This is a genomic window from Pseudomonas sp. EGD-AK9 (assembly GCF_000465935.2).
In the GTDB taxonomy this organism is placed as follows: domain Bacteria; phylum Pseudomonadota; class Gammaproteobacteria; order Pseudomonadales; family Pseudomonadaceae; genus Aquipseudomonas.
Genome location: NZ_AVOF01000463.1, coordinates 1 through 18842, shown reverse-complemented (window position 1 = coordinate 18842; position 18842 = coordinate 1). Strand labels below are relative to the sequence as shown.

Annotated in this window: 17 protein-coding genes; 6 read left to right on the top strand and 11 right to left on the bottom strand. The window is 66.7% G+C overall.

What is annotated here, in order from left to right; translation table 11 throughout:
- Nucleotides 1-76: 76 nt before the first annotated feature.
- The 5 genes from N878_RS18835 to N878_RS18815 form a co-directional block, all read right to left on the bottom strand.
- Nucleotides 77-532, bottom strand: a complete 456-nt coding sequence (locus tag N878_RS18835) for a GNAT family N-acetyltransferase (protein WP_021445133.1) — start codon at nucleotides 530-532, stop codon at nucleotides 77-79.
- Nucleotides 533-697: 165 nt separating this feature from the next.
- Nucleotides 698-2218 carry an aldehyde dehydrogenase family protein gene (locus tag N878_RS18830; RefSeq protein ID WP_021445132.1) on the bottom strand — a complete coding sequence of 507 codons (1521 nt, stop codon included), beginning with the start codon at nucleotides 2216-2218 and terminating at the stop codon, nucleotides 698-700.
- A gap of 60 nt (nucleotides 2219-2278) precedes the next feature.
- Complete coding sequence (phnX, locus tag N878_RS18825) at nucleotides 2279-3106, bottom strand: phosphonoacetaldehyde hydrolase (protein ID WP_021445131.1); 828 nt, start codon at nucleotides 3104-3106, stop codon at nucleotides 2279-2281.
- Between the two features lie 39 nt (nucleotides 3107-3145).
- Nucleotides 3146-4432: an MFS transporter gene (locus N878_RS18820; protein WP_021445130.1), complete on the bottom strand. Its 1287-nt coding sequence runs from the start codon at nucleotides 4430-4432 to the stop codon at nucleotides 3146-3148.
- A 284-nt stretch (nucleotides 4433-4716) separates the two neighbouring features.
- Complete coding sequence (locus N878_RS18815) at nucleotides 4717-5886, bottom strand: 2-aminoethylphosphonate--pyruvate transaminase (RefSeq protein WP_021445129.1); 1170 nt, start codon at nucleotides 5884-5886, stop codon at nucleotides 4717-4719.
- A 123-nt stretch (nucleotides 5887-6009) separates the two neighbouring features.
- On the opposite strand from N878_RS18815, the gene N878_RS18810 reads away from it, so the two are divergent.
- The 4 genes from N878_RS18810 to N878_RS18795 all read left to right on the top strand — a co-directional run bounded on the left by N878_RS18810 (nucleotide 6010) and on the right by N878_RS18795 (nucleotide 9246).
- Nucleotides 6010-6885, top strand: a complete 876-nt coding sequence (locus N878_RS18810) for a LysR substrate-binding domain-containing protein (protein WP_021445128.1) — start codon at nucleotides 6010-6012, stop codon at nucleotides 6883-6885.
- Nucleotides 6886-6971: 86 nt separating this feature from the next.
- Nucleotides 6972-8327 carry a UDP-N-acetylmuramate:L-alanyl-gamma-D-glutamyl-meso-diaminopimelate ligase gene (gene mpl / locus N878_RS18805; RefSeq protein WP_021445127.1) on the top strand — a complete coding sequence of 452 codons (1356 nt, stop codon included), beginning with the start codon at nucleotides 6972-6974 and terminating at the stop codon, nucleotides 8325-8327.
- Nucleotides 8328-8957 (top strand): flavin prenyltransferase UbiX, encoded by a 630-nt coding sequence (gene ubiX, locus N878_RS18800; protein ID WP_021445126.1) that lies wholly within the window; start codon nucleotides 8328-8330, stop codon nucleotides 8955-8957.
- Nucleotides 8950-9246 carry a YceK/YidQ family lipoprotein gene (locus tag N878_RS18795; RefSeq protein ID WP_021445125.1) on the top strand — a complete coding sequence of 99 codons (297 nt, stop codon included), beginning with the start codon at nucleotides 8950-8952 and terminating at the stop codon, nucleotides 9244-9246. The genes ubiX and N878_RS18795 overlap by 8 nt, the downstream gene beginning before the upstream one ends.
- Nucleotides 9247-9253: 7 nt before the next feature.
- Here the strand turns inward: N878_RS18795 and N878_RS18790 are convergent, their stop codons facing one another.
- From N878_RS18790 to N878_RS18765, 6 genes are all read right to left on the bottom strand, one after another.
- Nucleotides 9254-9625: a thiol-disulfide oxidoreductase DCC family protein gene (locus N878_RS18790; protein WP_021445124.1), complete on the bottom strand. Its 372-nt coding sequence runs from the start codon at nucleotides 9623-9625 to the stop codon at nucleotides 9254-9256.
- A complete protein-coding gene (locus N878_RS18785; protein ID WP_021445123.1) occupies nucleotides 9625-10107 on the bottom strand; it encodes a YbaK/EbsC family protein in 483 nt (160 codons plus the stop codon). The genes N878_RS18790 and N878_RS18785 overlap by 1 nt, the downstream gene beginning before the upstream one ends.
- Nucleotides 10108-10214: 107 nt before the next feature.
- Entirely contained in the window at nucleotides 10215-11081 is an 867-nt protein-coding gene (locus N878_RS18780; RefSeq protein WP_021445122.1) for an MBL fold metallo-hydrolase, read from the bottom strand.
- 156 nt (nucleotides 11082-11237) lie between these two features.
- Nucleotides 11238-13010, bottom strand: coding sequence for an acyl-CoA dehydrogenase C-terminal domain-containing protein (locus N878_RS18775; protein ID WP_021445121.1), 1773 nt, complete (start codon nucleotides 13008-13010; stop codon nucleotides 11238-11240).
- A 59-nt stretch (nucleotides 13011-13069) separates the two neighbouring features.
- Entirely contained in the window at nucleotides 13070-14443 is a 1374-nt protein-coding gene (locus N878_RS18770) for a solute carrier family 23 protein (RefSeq protein WP_021445120.1), read from the bottom strand.
- 91 nt (nucleotides 14444-14534) lie between these two features.
- The gene (locus N878_RS18765) at nucleotides 14535-16154 is read right to left on the bottom strand and encodes an acyl-CoA synthetase (protein WP_021445119.1); all 1620 of its coding nucleotides are present in this window, start codon (nucleotides 16152-16154) and stop codon (nucleotides 14535-14537) included.
- Nucleotides 16155-16295: 141 nt separating this feature from the next.
- Here N878_RS18765 and N878_RS18760 point away from each other — a divergent pair, with 141 nt between their 5' ends.
- Nucleotides 16296-18206, top strand: coding sequence for an ATP-binding protein (locus tag N878_RS18760; RefSeq protein ID WP_082457885.1), 1911 nt, complete (start codon nucleotides 16296-16298; stop codon nucleotides 18204-18206).
- 44 nt (nucleotides 18207-18250) lie between these two features.
- The coding region (locus N878_RS18755) for a response regulator transcription factor (RefSeq protein ID WP_021445117.1) at nucleotides 18251-18842 on the top strand (592 nt) is incomplete at its 3' end.

Sequence of the window (18842 nt, the reverse complement as noted above, 5' to 3'; positions counted from 1 at the left end):
GGCGCGCCTGGCGTTGCTGGGGCTGTTTGCCCTGCCGCTGCTGCTGGGTCTGCTGCTCAGCCTGGGCTGAGGTGGCTCAGTCGGCGTTGATCGGCAGCACGTAGTTCTTGAACTGCTCGTCCTCGACGAAGCCGATGGACTCGTAGACCTTCTGCGCCACCTCGTTGTCGCGGCTGGTGGCCACGCGCATGCGCACGGCGTTGGTGTCCTTGGCCATCTTCTTCGCGGTCTGCAGCAGGCGGTCGGCCACCAGTTGGCGGCGGGCGTCCTCGGCGACATAGATGTCGTTGAGAATCCACACGCGCTTGAGCGACAGCGAGGAGTAGCTGGGGTAGAGCTGGCAGAAGCCGAGCAGCTTGTCCTCGTCGTCGGCCAGCGCCAGGTAGATCACCGATTCCTTACGGCGCAGGCGCTTTTCGAGGAACTTGCGCGACGACTCGGGGAAGGGCAGTTCGTTGTAGAACTCGCGGTATTTGACGAACAGCGGGGTCAGCAGGTCCAGGTGCTCCAGGGTGGCTTGGACGATGCGCATGGCGGGCCTCGACTTCTGTGGTTGGACTGGAGTGACGATGCAGCTGTTGTGCCAGCAGGCCAGGTGATGCTGCCTCAAAGCCAGTTGAAAGCGCAATCCAAGCAAGCGTTTGATTTTTAGCGCCCCCGCCCGGACCGGTGCGGGGGCTGGTTGTCTCGGGACCGTTCAGAAGAAGCCCAGCGAATTGATGTCATAGCTGACCAGCAGGTTCTTGGTCTGCTGGTAGTGGTCGAGCATCATCTTGTGGGTTTCGCGGCCGACGCCGGACTTCTTGTAACCGCCGAAGGCGGCGTGCGCCGGGTACAGGTGGTAGCAGTTGGTCCATACGCGGCCGGCCTTGATCGCCCGGCCCATGCGGTAGGCGACGTTCATGTCGCGGCTCCACACCCCGGCGCCCAGGCCGAACTCGGTGTCATTGGCAATCGCCAGCGCCTCGGCCTCGTCCTTGAAGGTGGTCACGCCGATCACCGGGCCGAAGATTTCCTCCTGGAACACGCGCATCTGGTTGGTGCCCTTGAGCAGGGTCGGCTGGATGTAGTAACCGCTGGCCAGGTCGCCGTCCAGGCGCTCGGCCGCACCGCCGGTGAGCACCTGGGCGCCTTCCTGCTGGGCGATTTCCAGGTAGGAGAGGATCTTGTCGAACTGCTGCTGCGAGGCCTGGGCGCCGACCATGGTCTCGGTGTCCAGCGGGTTGCCGCGCTTGATCTGTTTGACCTTCTTCATCACCTCGGCCATGAAGGCGTCGTAGATCGACTCCTGCACCAGCGCGCGCGACGGGCAGGTGCACACCTCGCCCTGGTTGAAGAAGCCCAGCACCAGGCCTTCGGCGGCCTTCTCGATGAAGGCCGGCTCGGCCTTCATGATGTCGGCGAAGAAGATGTTCGGCGATTTTCCGCCCAGCTCGACGGTGCTCGGGATGATGTTCTCGGCGGCGCATTTGAGGATATGCGAGCCGACCGGGGTGGAACCGGTGAAGGCGATCTTGGCGATGCGCTTGCTGGTGGCCAGGGCTTCACCGGCCTCGCGGCCGAAGCCCTGGACGATGTTGAGCACGCCGGGCGGCAGCAGGTCGCCGATGATCTCGGCCAGCAGGGTGATCGACAGCGGAGTCTGCTCGGCCGGCTTGAGCACCACACAGTTACCGGCAGCCAGGGCCGGAGCCAGTTTCCAGGCGGCCATCAGCAGCGGGAAGTTCCACGGGATGATCTGCCCGACCACGCCCAGCGGCTCGTGGAAGTGATAGGCCACGGTGCCGTCGTTGATCTCGGCGGTGCTGCCTTCCTGGGCGCGGATGCAGCCGGCGAAGTAACGGAAATGATCGGCGGCCAGCGGCACGTCGGCGTTCAGGGTTTCGCGCACGGCCTTGCCGTTGTCCCAGGTCTCGGCCACGGCCAGCAGCTCGAGGTTGGCTTCGATGCGGTCGGCGATCTTCAGCAGGATGTGCGAGCGCTCCTGCACGCTGGTGCGGCCCCAGGCGTCGGCGGCGGCGTGGGCGGCGTCCAGCGCCTTGTCGATGTCGGCGGCATTGGAACGGGGGAATTCGGCGATCACCGAGGCGTCGACCGGGCTGGTGTTGCTGAAGTACTGGCCACTGAGCGGGGCGACGAATTCGCCGCCGATGTAGTTGCCGTAGCGCGGCTTGAGGCTGACGACGGCGCCTGGGGTGTTGGGTTTGGCGTAAATCATGAGGCTGACCTCTCTTGTTCGAGGGGGGCCGGCGAGCACGGTGCCTGCCGGCTGAGGTTGTCAGGCGCCTTGCGGGGTTTCCCCGCGCTTGAGACGGGCGTTGATGTTGTCAATCACCGCTGGCAGTTCATTGATGGTGTCGATCAGGTAGTGCGGACGTGATCCTTCGAACAACTGGGCGATGCGCACGCGTTCCTTGGCCAGTTGCTCGGCAGGCAGATCCTTGAATTGCGCGTAGGTCAGGCCCAGGGCGTTGCCCGAGCAGGTCAGGGCCACCGTCCACATGCCGGCGCTGCGTCCTTCCAGAATGCCTGGAGTGGTGTCGTCGACCTTGACGCAGGCGGCCACATCGCTGATCCCCAGGGCGATGACGTTGGCCAGCGCCTGGGCCGGATGCGGGCGGCCGTTGGGTACTTCGTCGGTGGCGACCACATGGTCGGCGACGTAGCCGTTGCGCTCGGCCAGTTGCACCACTTTCTCCATCACCACCGCCGGGTAGCCGGAGCAGGAGCCGATTTTCAGGCCTTGGTTGCGCAGGCGGGTGATGGTGTCGAGCGCGCCGGGGATCAGTGCGGAATGCTCGGCGATCTTGGCGATCTGCAGCGGCATAAAGCGTTCATAAATCGCCGTCACGTCTGCATCGTTGGGCAGGCGGCCGAAGGCGGCGCGGTAGCGTTCGGCGATGACGGGTACATCGCACAGGGTGCGGATATGGTCCCACTTGCCCATGCCCATTGGGCCGCGGGCTTCGGCCAGGCTGACCTCGACGCCGAACTCGGCGAAGGCCTCGACGAAGATCTGGGTCGGCGCGAAGGAGCCGAAGTCGACCACGGTGCCGGCCCAGTCGAGGATCGCGGCTTGCAGTTGGCTGGGTTGCTGGTAGTTCATTGCAGTGACTCCTGTTGCTTGCGGGGAAGGTTGGACGCGTCAGGCCTTGACTCGGGCGTCGCTGACATGGGGGCTGGGGTTGCGCGCTACGGGGTGGCTGTCGACCCGCTTGTCCGGCCGGCTGTTCCAGTAGGGAAGCATCATGGCGGTGGCGACTAGGGCGGTGCCGGTGAACACCAGGAACACGCTTTCGGTATCGAAGTAGCCGGGCAGCAGGCCGCCGAGAATCGCGCCGATCGAGCCGCAGCCATTGACGAAACCCGCCGCAGTACCGGCGGTACCCTTGCCGTAGTCGATGGCGGCGGCACCGCTGATCATCGAGTCCGGCCCATACAGGGTCAGGCCCATCATGAACAGCAGGGCGACCACCACCAGCACGCTGCCGCTCTGCATCGCCGGGACGAACAGCGCCAGGCAGGCGGTCAGGGCCAGCAGGCTGATCACGCAGGCAGGGAAGCGGCGGGCGCCGAACAGCTTGTCCGAGATCAGGCCGAGGAGAATCGGGCCGACCAGGCCGGCGACCTCGAAGGACGTGGGGACGATGGCCGAGGCGACCTTGCCGATCTCCGGCATGCGTTCGTAGACCATCACCGGGCCCCAGAACAGGATGGCGTAGCGCGCCGGTTTGAGCAGGAAGTAGGCAAGGCCGAGCACCAGCACGGTGCGATTTTTGAGGATGGTCTTCAGGCAACTGCCGAAGCTGGCGTGACGACCGCTGCCGTCGCGTTGCGGTGCATCGGCGTCTTCCACCGGCGGCAGGCCGACGTCCTGCGGGGTATTGCGCTGGAGCAGGAAGAACAGCACGGCGACCCCGCCGACCACGACGGCGCTGGAGAAGAACGCCGCGCGCCAGTCGCCGTAGACCTGATAGGCCCACCAGCCGGCGAAGGGGGAGGCCACCAGGCCGCCGAAGGCGTAGCAACTGCTCCATAAACCGAGCACGCGACCACGTTCGCCGGTGGCGAAGAAACTGCCGAGGTTTTTGCACAGCCCCGACCAGCCAGTGGACTGCGCCAGGCCCTGGATCACCATGCAGGTGGCGAAGATCGGCAAGGTGGCGAAGCTACCCATGATCAGCGCCACCACAGCGGAAATCAGCAGACCGCCGAGCACCACCACGCGCGGGCCGAAACGGTCGGCGAGGATGCCCCAGGTGAACTGACCGACGGCGTAGGCGCCGAGATAGAGCGCGTCGAGGTTGGCCATGGTGGCCTTTTCCAGCTCGAAGTCGGGGTCGTCGGCGATGCCCAGTTTGGCCACCGAGAAGGCTTTGCGGGTGAAGTAGAAGGCGGCGTAGGCCAGCCAGGTGATGGCGAATATCTGCATGCGCCAACGTTGCGCAGGGTTATTGCCGAGGTTGAACAGGGAAAAACCGGATGTCTGATTCACGCTACTGACCTCTGAGTTGAATGTGCTGGCAGTTCAAGGGATGGCTGCTTTTGTTGTTGTCAAAGCACTTCTGGCGCCGTCTTGGCGGACGGTCTGGATCAGATCAATCGAGGCCCGGGAGCATGGCGTCCTGCCGGGTTGCCCTGCCTGGCAGGGCGGGCAACGGCCGGTCTCGTACAGCAGGTCCGCACCCATGGCCGTGCTGGCCTGGGCGCTGCGGTTCAGTTCGCCGGGCTGCAGTCGTCGACACCCATCACCGCCAAGGTGTCGGCGATGGCACGCAACAACTGGCCAACGATGCGTTCGTCGATCTGGCCGATGCAGCCGATGCGGAAGCTCTCGGCAATGGTCAACTTGCCGGGGTAGATGACGAACTGGCGGGCCTTGAGCTCGTCGTAGAAACGCTTGAACTGGAAGTTCGGGTGGGTCGGGCTGAAGAAGGTGGTGATGATCGGCGACAGCCAGCGGTCTTCCAGAAGGGTTCGAAAGCCCATGGCACGCATGCCGGCCACCAGGGTGTCGCGGTTGTGCGTGTAACGCGCCTGGCGTCCGCCCACGCCCCCTTCCTCGGCGTGCTGTTCGAGCGCCTTGCGGAAGGCCACCACGCTGTGGGTGGGCGGGGTGAAGCGCCATTGTCCGGTGCGCTCCATGTATTGCCACTGCTCCAGAAGATCCAGGCTCAGTGAATGGGCGCGGCCTTTGGACTGTTCCAGCAGGGCGCGGCGAATGATCACGAAACCGAAACCGGGAATGCCCTCGATGCACTTGTTGGCCGAGGACACCATGACGTCGAAGGGAATCTTGTCGACCGTCAGCGGCACCGCGCCGAACGAGCTCATGGCGTCGACGATCAGGCCCTTGCCGCGGGCCTTGACCACATCGGCGATCTCGCGCAGCGGGTTGAGGATGCCCGAGCTGGTTTCGCAGTGGACCAGGAACACGTCGCTGACATCCGGATGGCGCTCCAGCAGCTCGGCGACCTCCTCCGGTTGTGGCGGCAGGTAGTCCCCTTTGTCCAGGGCGATGTAGTCGCGGCCAAGGTAATCGAGAATCTGCGTGGCGCGCTTGCCGTAGGCGCCGTTCATCAGCACCAGGGCCTTGCCATCGCGGGCGATGGCGGTGGCCAGTGCCGCTTCCACGGCGAAGGTGCCGCTACCTTGCAGGGGCACGCAGGCGTAGCTGTCGTCGTGCACGCCGGCCATGGCCAGCAGGCCCTGGCGAATCTCCGCGGTGATGCGGTTGAAGTCGGCGTCCCACGAGCCCCAGTCGCGCAGCATGGCCTGCTTGGTGGCCAGCGAGGTGGTCAGCGGGCCGGGGGTCAGCAGGTAGGGTTCGCCCAGAGCAGGGGCAGCGATGGCGGGGCGGGCGGTGAGAAATTCGGCTTTGCTCATGATCGTCTCCGGTGAGGTGCGGCAGTGCGCCGCGCTGGAGAGGATCAAAACAATTGGCGATGAATAAATAAAATCGATTTATAGTATTTCAAAAACAAGCTGAGCTTATTAATAGAGGTGCCTATGGCGGTCTCCCACGCTCAACTGCGGGCCTTTCACGCCGTCGCCCAGACCGGCAGCTTCACCCGGGCGGCCGAGCGCCTGTTCCTCAGCCAGCCGGCAGTTTCCGACCAGGTACGCAAGCTGGAGGAGCAGTACGGCGTGCTGCTGTTCAATCGCACCAAACGCACGGTGCAGCTCACCGAACTGGGCGAGCGCCTGCTCGGCATCACCCAGCGCCTCTACGCGGTGGCGGCCGAGGCGCAGGAGTTGCTGTCCAGCTCGCGTGCGCTGCAGACCGGCGGATTGACCCTGGCGGTGGACTCGCCGGTGCACGTGCTGCCCTTTATTGGCCGCTTCAACGCCCGCTACCCGGGTATCCGCTTCAACCTGGTCACCGGCAACACCGACGAGGCGCTGGCCCGGCTGTTCGCGTACCAGGCCGACTTCGCCGTGCTGGGTCGCCCGGTGCAGGACGAGGCGCTGATCAGTCTGGTGCTCAGCAGCTCGCCGCTACTGGCCTTCGTCGCCGCCGACCATCCCTGGGCGGGGCGCGAGTCGATCGTACTGGCCGATCTCGACGACCAGCCGCTGGTGCTGCGCGAACGGGGCTCGATGACCCGCCAGCTGATCGAGGAGGAACTGCAGCGCGAGGGCCTGCGCCTGCGTTCAGCGATCGAGGTGGAGGGGCGCGAGGCGGTATTCGAGACGGTTGCCGGCGGGCTCGGTGTGGGCATAGTCTCGGCTGCCGAGTTCGGCAGCAGCCGTAGCCTGCGCGCGCTGCCGATCCTCGATTGTCAGCAGCGCATGACCGAGACGCTGGTGTGCCTGCGCGAACAGGGCTCGCGACGCATCATCGAGACCTTTCTGGAGCTGGTGCGGTCGAACTCGGGCGCCTGAGGCAGGCGCCTGCAGGGGCAGGGGGCGCTGTGCTAACCTGCCGCCATCGCGTCCAGGCCCGGTGTGGCCATCTTCAGAGGGCATTCATGCATATCCATATTCTCGGCATCTGCGGCACCTTTATGGGCTCGCTGGCCGTTCTGGCCAAGGAACTCGGCCACCGCGTCACCGGCTCCGACGCCAACGTCTACCCGCCCATGAGCACCCAACTCGAAGCCCAGGGCATCGAATTGATGCAGGGGTACGATCCGGCGCACCTGCAGCCGGCGCCCGATCTGGTGGTGGTGGGCAATGCCATGAGCCGCGGCAATTCGGCGGTGGAATATGTGTTGAACCAGGGTCTGCCCTACGTCTCCGGCCCGCAGTGGCTGGCCGATCACGTGCTGCAGGGGCGCTGGGTGCTGGCGGTGGCCGGCACCCACGGCAAGACCAGCAGTTCGAGCATGCTGGCCTGGGTGCTGGAGCATGCCGGCATGAGCCCGGGCTTTTTGATCGGCGGCGTGCCGCAGAATTTCGGCATCTCCGCGCGCCTGGGCGGCACGCCCTTCTTCGTGGTCGAGGCCGACGAGTACGACAGCGCCTTCTTCGACAAGCGCAGCAAGTTCGTCCACTACCGCCCGCGCACCGCCATCCTCAACAACCTGGAATACGATCACGCGGATATCTTCCCCGATCTGGCAACCATCGAACGGCAATTCCACCATCTGGTGCGAACCATTCCCGGCGAGGGGCTGGTGATCTATCCGGCCGGTGAAAGCGCGCTGGCGCGGGTGATCGAGATGGGCTGCTGGACGCCGGTGCAGACCACGGGCGAAGGCGGCCAGTGGCAGGCGCGCCTGCTCGCCGCCGACGGTTCGCGCTTCGAGGTGAGCTTCGATGGCAAGGTCGAGGGCGTGGTGGATTGGCAACTGACCGGGCAGCACAACGTCGCCAATGCCCTGGCTGTATTGGCCGCGGCACGTCACGTCGGCGTGGTGCCGGCGCTGGGTATCGAGGCGCTTGGCCGGTTCGTCAACGCCAAGCGGCGCATGGAGAAAGTCGCCGAAGTGGGTGGCGTGACCGTCTTCGACGACTTCGCCCACCACCCGACCGCCATCGCCACCACCCTCGACGGCCTGCGCAAGCGCGTGGGTGACGAGACCCAGGTGATCGCGGTGATCGAGCCGCGCTCCAACTCGATGAAGCTCGGTGCCCATCGCGACGGCCTGGCCGAGTCCGCCGAGCAGGCCGACGCGGTGTTCTGGTACGCGCCGCCGAACCTGGGCTGGGATCTGGCCGCCAGCGTGGCGCAGGCGCGTAACCCGACCCGCGTATGCGACTCGCTGGAGTCGATCATCGACGGTGTCAAAGCATTGGTGCGCCCCGGCGCCCAGGTGGTGATCATGAGCAACGGCGGCTTCGGCGGCCTGCACGGCAAACTGGCCAAGGCCCTGGAGGGATAGATGTCAGGCCCCGAACGCATCACCCTGGCGATGACCGGCGCCTCCGGCGCGCAATACGGCCTGCGCCTGCTCGACTGCCTGGTGCAGGAGGAGCGTGAGGTGCACTTTCTGATCTCCAAGGCCGCGCAGCTGGTGATGGCCACCGAGACCGACGTGGCGCTGCCGGCCAAGCCGCAGGCCATGGCCCAGTTCCTCACCGAGTACACCGGCGCCGCGCCGGGGCAGATCCGCGTCTACGGCAAGGAGGACTGGCTGGCGCCGGCGGCCTCCGGCTCCGGTGCGCCGACCGCCATGGTGGTGGTGCCGTGCAGCACCGGCACCCTGTCGGCCATCGCCACCGGCGCCTGCAACAACCTGATCGAGCGCGCCGCCGACGTGGCCTTGAAGGAGCGCCGCCAGCTGATCCTGGTGCCGCGCGAGGCGCCGTATTCGAGTATCCACCTGGAGAACATGCTCAAGCTGTCGAACCTGGGCGTGACCATATTGCCGGCCTCGCCCGGTTTCTATCACCAGCCGCAGACCCTCGACGATCTGGTGGACTTCGTCGTCGCGCGCATCCTCAACTGCCTGGGCATACCCCAGGACATGCTGCCGCGCTGGGGCGAGCATCACCTGGTGTCGGATGACTAGCGCCCTGCGCCTGAGCGTCTTCGCTCTGGCGTTGCTGAGCCTGACCGGCTGCGCCACGGTGCGCACCCTGGATGCGGCCAAGGTCGATGCGCCGGTGGTCTATGCCGGCACGCGGCTGGACTGGTATGCCATCAATGGAGGGTGCTGCCCGCTGGACCGCTTCGGCGCCGAGGCGCCGCGTTACCCGGGGCTGGACCTGCCGGCCAGCGCGCTGCTCGATACCCTGCTGCTGCCGTTCTCCCTGGCCACCGCGCTGGGGATCAGCCTGGGCGTCAGCGGCGGGCTGTAGGGCCGCGCTACCAGTGCCGGCGCCAGCGGTTCCAGCGATACAGGGCGCGGGCGAACAGGTTGTAGGCGCGCTGCGCCAGCCAATGCAGGCCGGGCAGGCGCAGCAGGCGGGCCAGCCAGCGCTGGCCGCGGGTGTGTGCGAAGAGCGCGGCGAAGGCGTCCACGCCGACCAGCACTTGGCCCTGCTCGTCGCGCAGGTGCAGGCGCTCGCGCACCGGCTCCAGAGCCTGGTTCAGCTCCTCGGCGGTCTGCGGCTGCCGGTGCACGTCGACCCATTCCACCGGGCAGTCGCCGCCGGCCTGCATGCGCTTGCGCTGCGCCGCGATGCCGGCGTCGCACACCGGGCAGGCGCTGTTGTAGAACACCTTGAGCTTGGCCATCAGAGGCAGGGCTCGGTTTCCACTTCTATACACACATCGATCCACTCGGCGTCGACCAACTCGGCCATGCGCTCGGGGGCGATGCGCACGGCGCTGTGGGTGGCGCCGGCGGCCGGCAGCACTTCGGCGAAGGCCAGCAGCGAGCGGTCGCAGTAGACGCTGAGCGGCGTGGCCAGGCCGAAGGGGCAGACGCCGCCGACCGGATGGCTGGTCAGTTCGACCACGGTCTGCGCATCGAGCATGCGCGCCTTGGCGCCGAAGCATTCCTTCATCTTGCGGTTGTCGATGCGCGCATCGCCGCGGGCGACGATCAGCACGTCGCGTTCGGCGATGCGAAAGGCCAGGGTCTTGGCGATCTGCCCCGGTGATACGCCGTGCGCCTCGGCAGCCAGGGCCACGGTGGCGGTGCTGGAGGGCAGCTCGATGATGTGGATGTCGGGCGCTTTTTCAGCGAGGAAGGCACGAACGGAGGCCAGGCTCATAAGGCGGTTCCCCAGGGCTGTCGAATGGTCGCGGCGGTTTTCGGCGGGCGGCCGAGCGAAGCGGCCATGCTCGCGCCGCCTGCCGAGGCCGTCAAGACCGCTTGGCCTCAACTTGCCAGCAGATGTGCCGCTTTTACCGCCTCATCGAGCCCGTAGCGACCTTTTTCGTCGCGCGTTACCCGGCCCATGGCCACCTCCGGATCATGGGTGAACAGCAGGCGGCCGCCGCGGGCGACGAGGTCGGCCAGCAGGGTTTCCTTCTCCTCGATCAGGCCTTCGGGAAAGCGGTCGTAACCCATGGTGATCGGCAGGTGCACCCAGGGCGCGCCGGGGATCAGGTCGCCGGGAAACACCACCGGCCCACCCGGCATGGCCACTTCCGGCAGCAGCTGGCCCGGGGTGTGGCCGTCGCTCCAGTGCAGGCGCCAGTCGGGGCCGAGCAGCTCACAGCTTTCGGTTTCGTCGATCAGCTGCAGGCGGCCGCTGGCCTCCAGCAGGTCCAGCAGCTCGGGGATATAGGAGGCGCGGTCGCGGGCATGGGGCTGGCGCGCCCGCTGCCATTGGCGGCGGCCGCTGACGAAGCGAGCGTTGGGGAACAGCAGGCGCGCCGGCTGACCGTCCTGCCAGGCGGCGAGCAGGCCGCCGGCATGGTCGAAGTGCAGGTGGGTGAGTACGACGATATCGATGTCGGCGTCACTCAGACCGACTTTCGCCAGTTCGTCGAGCAGCACGTGACGCTCTTCCTGCACGCCGAAGCGCTGCTTCAGCTCGGGGCTGAAGAAGGCGCCGATGCCGGTTTCCACCAGGATGTTGCGCTCGTCTTCCTGCACCAGCAGGGCGCGGCAGCCGAGGTCGATGCGGTTGAGGTCGTCGGCCGGCATCCAGCGCTGCCACAGCGCCTTGGGCGCGTTGCCGAACATGGCGCCGCCATCGAGTTTCTGGCTGTTGCCGGTCAGGGTGGTCAGGGTTCGCATGGGAGGACTCTTGTTATGGGCCGTGGTGCGGCGGAGATTGTAGCCGGATGCAATCCGGGAGAGGCCTGCCGACTGTCCCCGGATTGCATCCGGGCTACGGGGAATAAAAAGGCGCGGCGCCTCGCAGAGGGACGCCGCGCAACACGCTCAAAGGTTTCAGAACTGCTCGGCAGCGAGGCCGTAGAGCGGGGCGCTGCCGCCACGGATGCTCGCCTCCAGGCTCAGGCTGCGTGGCAGCAGGCGGGCGAAGAAGAACTCGGCGGTGGCCAGCTTGGCGCCGTAGAAGGCTTGGTCTTCGCCCTGCTTGCCCTGCGCCACGGCGGCCATGCGCGCCCACATGTAGGCGTAGGCGACGTAGCCGAACAGGTGCAGGTACTCCACCGAGGCAGCGCCGACGGCGTTGGGCTCGCTCTTGGCCTGCTCCAGCAGCCAGCCGCTGACCGCTTCCAGGCGCTCCAGCGCTTCGACCAGGCGATCGCCGAAGGGCGATTCATGGGCATGGGCGAAGTCGCGCACCTCGGCGGCGAACAGGCGCAGCGCGGCGCCGCCGTTGGCCACTACCTTGCGCCCGAGCAGGTCGAGCGCCTGGATGCCATTGGTGCCCTCATAGATCTGTGCGATGCGTACGTCACGCACCAGTTGCTCCTGACCCCATTCACGGATATAGCCGTGGCCGCCGAACACCTGCTGGCCGTGCACGCAGCTTTCCAGGCCGGTGTCGGTGAAGAAGGCCTTGGCCACCGGTGTCAGCAGGGCCACCAGCGCTTCGGCGTTCTGCCGCTCGCTGGCGTCCTCGGCGTACTTGGCCAGATCCAGCTGTTGGCCTACGTAGCATGCAAAGGCCCGCCCGCCCTCGTTCAGCGCCTTCATGGTCAGCAGCATGCGGCGTACGTCGGCGTGGACGATGATCGGGTCGGCAATCTTGTCCTGATTGACCGGGCCGGTGGCGGCGCGGCTCTGGATACGTTCGCGGGCATAAGCCACCGCCGACTGATAGGAAGCCTCGGCACAGCCGATACCCTGGATGCCGATGGACAGACGCTCGTAGTTCATCATGGTGAACATCGCCGCCAGGCCCTTGTTCACTTCGCCGATCAGGTAGCCGGTGGCGCCGTCGAAGTTCATCACGCAGGTGGCCGAGGCCTTGATGCCCATCTTGTGTTCGATGGAGCCGCAGCTTACGGCGTTGCGCGCGCCGAGGCTGCCATCGGCGTTGACCATCACCTTGGGCACCAGAAACAGCGAGATGCCCTTGGGCCCGGCCGGCGCGTCCGGCAGCTTGGCCAGCACCAGATGGATGATGTTCTCGGTCAGATCCTGCTCGCCGCCGGTAATGAAGATCTTGCTGCCGGTGATCCTGTAGCTGCCGTCGGCCTGCGGCTCGGCGCGGGTTCTGATGATGCCCAGATCGGTGCCGGCATGGGCCTCGGTCAGGCACATGGAGCCGGCCCAGCGGCCCTCGTACATGGGCGGCAGGTAGGTGGTCTTGAGTTCTTCGCTGGCGTGGGCGTCGATGGCCAGGCAGGCGCCGGAACTCAGCGCCGAGTACAGTGCGAAGCTGGAGCCGGCGGCGTAGAGCATTTCCTCGAAGGCCACGGCGAGCATCTTGGGCATACCCATGCCGCCGTAATTCGGGTTGCCGGACAGGCCGACCCAGCCGCCTTCGGTGTAGGTGGCATAGGCCTCGCGAAAACCGGCCGGGGTGCGCACGTCGCCACCCTCCCACTGCGCGCCTTCCTCGTCGCCGCTGCGGTTGAGCGGGGCGATCAGGCTGCCGGTGACCTTGGCCGCCTCTTCGAGTATGGCGTCGGCGGTGTCGGCATCGACGGTTTCGGCCAGAGCCGGCAGGCGCGCCCACAGGCTCGGCGCCTGGAAGACTTCATGGAGGACGAAGCGCATATCGCGCAGCGGGGCGTTGAATTCGGGCATGGTGCAACCTCGACAGCAGGGGCGCCGCGGCAGGCGCGGCGCGTGTGGAACGAAATGCGTCAGTCGGCTTCGGCCGGCTCGCGCGTCTTATCCTTGATGCTGGTGAATTTAAGCAGATGGGTGCGTTCGACCAGGATGTACAGCGCCGCGCCTGCCGCTAGGCCCCAGCCCGCGCCGTAGACGGCGAGCACCACACCCATGGTGCCGGCGATGCCGCGCTCGGTGTTGTTGTTGAGCTGCTCGAAACCGACCATCAGGCAGATGTAGCCGGTGAGGATCAGCGTCAGCGACAGGGCGATCGGCAGTACCGGCTGGAAGAAACTGACCAGCGGCAGCATGAACAGCGCGGCGAAACCGGTGATCCAGAAGGTGCCGGCGCCGCTGTAGATCGAATCCATCGCCTTGCGCCCGTACTTGTAGCGCTCGGCCATGGTCGCCGCCACCGCCGTCCACAGCGGGCCGGCCAGGCCCGGGTAGGGCGCGAAGAAGGCGTGCAGGGCGTTGCGGATGGCGGTCACCAGGTGGATGCGGTCGACGTTGTTTTCGATCACCTCGTCGGTGCGCAGTTCATCGGCGCGCTGCATCAGCGACTGGCCGACGATGATGTCGCCGAAGGCGATCACGTAGGCGATCACCGCGGTGGGCACGGCCAGCAGGAACACGTCCAGGTCGGGGAAGCCGACGTTGAACGGTAGGTAGTTCCACATCTCGCCGAAGGCCGGTGCAGTGATGCCCCACTTCACGTCCGGCATCTTGTACTCGCCCACGGCGATGCCGATGAAGATGGCGATCAGCATGCCCGGCACCATGCCGTAGTTGACGATCTTGCGCGCCAGCGGCACGCGCTCGGTCAGGCCCTTGAACGACACCGAGAACATCAGGTACAGGCAGATCAGGCTGCCGAGGACCAGGGAGATCGGCGTGTTGGCCAGACGGCCGCCGGCGCTGATCTCGCCCATCAGTGCGGCGATGCCGGCGCCGATGATGATGCCGCCCTTCATCGAGTTGGGGATCAGCCGCACCAGGGCGCTGCCCAGGCGGGTGACGCCGAGGAAGAGAAAGATCACGAACACCAGGAACTGCAGGGCGAACAGCGCCTGGATGGCCTGCGGGCCGGGCTCGAAGTCGCCGAGAAACAGCAGCACCACCGGAATGCCGGGGGTGATCCAGCCGGGCACCAGCGGCACGCCGAGCAGCGCCGGCAGCATGAAGCCGATACCGCACACCACCACGTAGGCCAGGGCCACGTCGTAGGGCAGGCCGAGGTATTTCTCCAGCAGCGGGATCATCGCCAGGCTGACCACGAACATGATCAGCGCCTGCAGCATCTCCGCGGTTTCCCAGCGGTAATGCACGAAAGGCAGGCGCAGCTTGAACGGGCCGAGGGGCCAGTACGGTTGTTCGTCGCCGTCACGGCGCTGGAAGATTTGCATGAGGGGTCTCCGTCGGCCGCCTGGGCCGGTTCTTGTTGTTGTGCAAACGGTGCGGTCTCGCCGTAGCCCGGATTGCATCCGGGCTACGTGATCAGAGGGCCTTGGCCATATCGCGCAGGACGAACTTCTGGATCTTGCCGGTGCTGGTCTTGGGCAACTGGGTGAAGACCACGGTCTTGGGCACCTTGAAGCCGGCCAGGTGCTCGCGGCAGAAGGCCATGATCTCGCTGTCGCTGGCCTGCTGGCCGGTCTTCAGGGTGATAAAGGCGCAGGGCGTCTCGCCCCATTTCTCGTCCGGGCGCGCCACCACGGCTGCTTCCAGCACCGCCGGGTGGCGATAGAGCACGCCTTCGACCTCGATGGTGGAGATGTTCTCGCCGCCGGAGATGATGATGTCCTTGAGGCGGTCGCGGATTTCCACGTAGCCATCGGCGTGGCACACGCCCAGGTCGCCGGTGTGGAACCAGCCGCCTTCGAAGGCTTCGGCGGTGGCGCTGGGGTTCTTCAGGTAGCCCTTCATCACGGTGTTGCCGCGCATGAAGATCTCGCCGATGGTCTGGCCGTCACGCGGCACCGGCTCCAGGGTCTTCGGGTCGGCCACCATCACCCCTTCCAGGGTCGGGTAGCGCACGCCCTGGCGCGCCTTGATGGTGGCGCGCTCCTCCAGCGGCAGTTCGTCCCATTCGGCGTGCCAGGCGCACAGGGTCACCGGGCCGTAGACCTCGGTCAGGCCGTACACATGGGTGACATGGATGCCCATTTCCTCCACCGCGCCGATCACCTTGGCCGGTGGCGCGGCGCCGGCGACCATGGCCTTGACCGGATGATCGATGGCCGCCTTGGCCTCGGCCGGCATGTTCACCAGGGCATTGAGCACGATGGGTGCGCCGCACAGGTGGGTGACCTGCTCGTCGCGGATCAGGGTGAGGATCTTCGCCGGGTCGACGCGGCGCAGGAACACATGCACGCCGGCCAGCGCGGTGACCGTCCAGGGGTAGCACCAGCCGTTGCAGTGGAACATCGGCAGGGTCCACAGGTAGACCGGGTGGTTGCCCATGGCCCAGGTCATCTGGTTGCCCATGGCGTTGAGGAAGGCGCCGCGGTGGTGGTAGACCACGCCCTTGGGGTTGCCGGTGGTGCCGGAGGTGTAGTTGAGGCTGATGGCCTGCCACTCGTCCGTCGGCCACTGCCAGGCGAATTCGGGGTCGCCCTCGGCGAGGAAGGCCTCGTAGTCCAGCTCGCTGACTGCCTGGCCTTCGCCGTACTCGGGGTCGTCGACATCGATCACCAGCGGCGGGTGGTCGAGCATGCCGATGGCGGCGTGGATCACCTCATGGAACTCGCGGTCGGCGATCACCACCTTGGCCTCGCCATGCTGCAGCATGAAGGCGATGGCCTCGGCATCCAGACGCACGTTGAGGGTGTTGAGCACCGCGCCGATCATCGGCACGCCGAAATGCGCTTCGAGCATGGCCGGGATGTTCGGCAGCATCACTGCCACCGTGTCGCCCTGGCCGATGCCACGGCCGGCCAGCGCCGAGGCCAGGCGCCGGCAGCGCGCGTAGGTCTCGGCCCAGTTGCGACGGATCGAGCCATGCACCACGGCCGGGTAGTGCGGGTAAACCGCCGCGGTACGTTCGATGAAGCTCAGGGGGCTGAGGGCGACATGGTTGACGGCGGCGCGGCCGAGGCCCTGCTCGTAGATCGACATGGCGGATACACCTTTGGCTGATTGTTAGCTCTGGTTATTCCGGTAATGATGCAGGCATTACCGAAGCTTGCTGACGGTGATTTATAGGTCATTTCTATTTTTTATGGAAGATGTACCAAGGTTTTATAGAATAGTTACTATATGAGTCTTTCAAGCGATCGAGCGGCCGTGCCGCTGCAGGCCTGGCTGCGTATCCAGCGCGAAGCGCCATCCCTCCACGAGCGGGCGGCCGCTTTGCGCCGCGCCGTGCTGGGCTGCCCGCAGGTGCGCCAGGCCTGGTACCTGGCCTGGCAGCCGGCCAGTCGCACCTATGCCCAGGACGATGGCGGACCGCGTTTGCCACCGGGGCAGGGGGATCCGCTGGCCGCCAGCGATCAGGCCCTGTTCGACGCGCTGACGACGCAGCCCTGCCTCAGCCTGGAAGCTGTGCGTCAGCTGCCCTGCTGGCTGGCCGGGTGCCTGCGCCGCGCCGCCATTCATCACGGTCAGGCGCTGGCGCTGAGCCTGGAGGAGGGGGGCGCCGGTCTGTTGCTGCTGCAGGTGGACGAAGACGCCGGCCTGGAATGGCTGCCCTGGCTGCGCGAGCTGCTGGCGCAACTGGTCGGCCTGGCCAGTGGCATGAGCCGCGGTGCGCCGCTGCTGTCGGCCGATCCGCAGCCGGCGCTGCTGCTCGACGAGCGGGCGCGTCCGCTGGAGTTCAATCAGGCGCTACAGGCGCTGCTCGGCGAGCGCGCGCTGGCCCAGGTCGGCGCGCTGTTGCCGGTCAACCATGTGCCGCTGGTGCGCGCCTGCCTGGAGCAATGCCGGGCCATCGAGGCGGTGGAGGCGCAGGACGGCGAGCGCATCCTGATCTGGAGCTTTATCCCTGATGTCGCCGAACGGCGGGTGCTGGCGCGCTGCCGCGAGGCGACCCAGGAAATTCGCGAACAGCGCGAGGCCGCGCGGGCGCGGCGGCTGTACCGGCTGATCACCGAGAACACCACCGACCTGATTTCCCGGCATACCCCGGACGGCGTGTTTCTCGATGCCTCGCCGGCCTGCTGGACGCTGCTCGGCTACTGGCCGGAAGAACTGCGCGGCATGGCGGTCGACGGCTTGCTGCATCCGCAGGACCAACTGCAGCAGGCCAAGCAGGCGCGCGAGGCGCTGGAGCAGGACGGCTACCACACCATGACCTACCGCATCCGCCACCGCGACGGCCACTACCTGTGGTTCGAGACCGCCAGCCGCGCCATTCGCGAAACCTACACCGGCGCGGTGGTGGAGGTGGTCAGCGTGTCGCGCGACATCACCGCGCGTATCCAGGCCGAGGAGAACAAGCGCCGCCTGGAGGACGAGCTGGCGCACACCACGCGGCTGATCACCCTGGGCGAACTGGCCTCGGGCATCGCCCACGAGATCAACCAGCCGCTGGCGGCGGTGGTCAACTACGCCAGTGCCAGCCAGCGCTACCTGCAGGGCGTCGGTGGCGATCCGGCCGGTGCGGACAAGGTGGCCCAGGGCCTGGCGCGCATCACCGAGCACGCCAATCACGCCGCGGCAGTGATCAAGCGCCTGCGCGCCTTCCTGCGCAAGGGCCAGCGGCGCATGCAGGCGCTGAACCTGGCCGAGGTGGCGCGCGAGGCGGTGCGTCTGTGCAACTGGGAGGCCGGTGCGGCGCAGGTGGCGGTCAGCGACGTCTTGCCGGACAATCTGCCGCCGGTATTCGCCGACCGCGTCCTGCTGGAGCAGGTGCTGCTGAATTTGTTGCGCAACGCCATCGAGGCCAACCGCGATCAGCATCCGGGCAGCGCATCGCAAGTTCGCCTGGAGGCCGGCGAGCGCGACGGCGGTCTGGCGATCCGGGTGATCGACCAGGGGCCGGGCGTCAGCGACGAGCAACTGGCCAAGCTGTTCACCCCCTTCTACACCAGCAAGGCGGACGGCCTGGGCCTCGGCCTGTCCATGAGCCGCAGCATCGTCGAGGGCTTTGGCGGGGCGCTGGAGGCCTTCCCGGCCGAGGGCGGCGGGCTGTGTCTGGAGTGTCGTTTGCCCTTGGGCAGGGACGAGTAGCCGCGAGCAACGAGAGTCATAACAACAAGAGGAGCAGCACAGGGATGCAACAACGGGTTTACGTGGTCGATGACGACCAGGGCATGCTCGACTCGACGCTCTGGCTGCTGGAATCGGTGGGCCTGACCGGCGTGCCCTTCACCAGCGGGCGCGCCTTTCTCGACGCCTGCGATCCCAGCGCCAACGCCTGTGTGCTGCTGGACGTGCGCATGCCGGGCATGGGCGGGCTGAACGTGCAGGAGGAGATGCGCGCGCGCGGCATCGACCTGCCGGTGATCTTCGTCAGCGGCCATGCCGACGTGCCCATAGTCGTGCGCGCGTTCAAAGCCGGCGCGGTGGACTTCATCGAGAAGCCCTACAACGAGCAGCTGTTGCTCGACAGCGTGCAGCAGGCGCTGGATCGCCGTCCGTCCCGGCCCCGGCACGATCCGCGTCTGGCCGAGGTGCAGGCGCGGCTCGATCAGCTCACCCCGCGCGAGCGTGACGTGCTGGTGCCGCTGGTGCGCGGCTACACCAACCGCGAAGTCGCCGAGCAGCTCGATATCAGCGTGAAGACCGTCGACCTATACCGCTCACGGGTGATGAAGCGCATGCAGGCCGAGACGCTGGCGGAGCTGGTGGGCATGGCCATCGCCG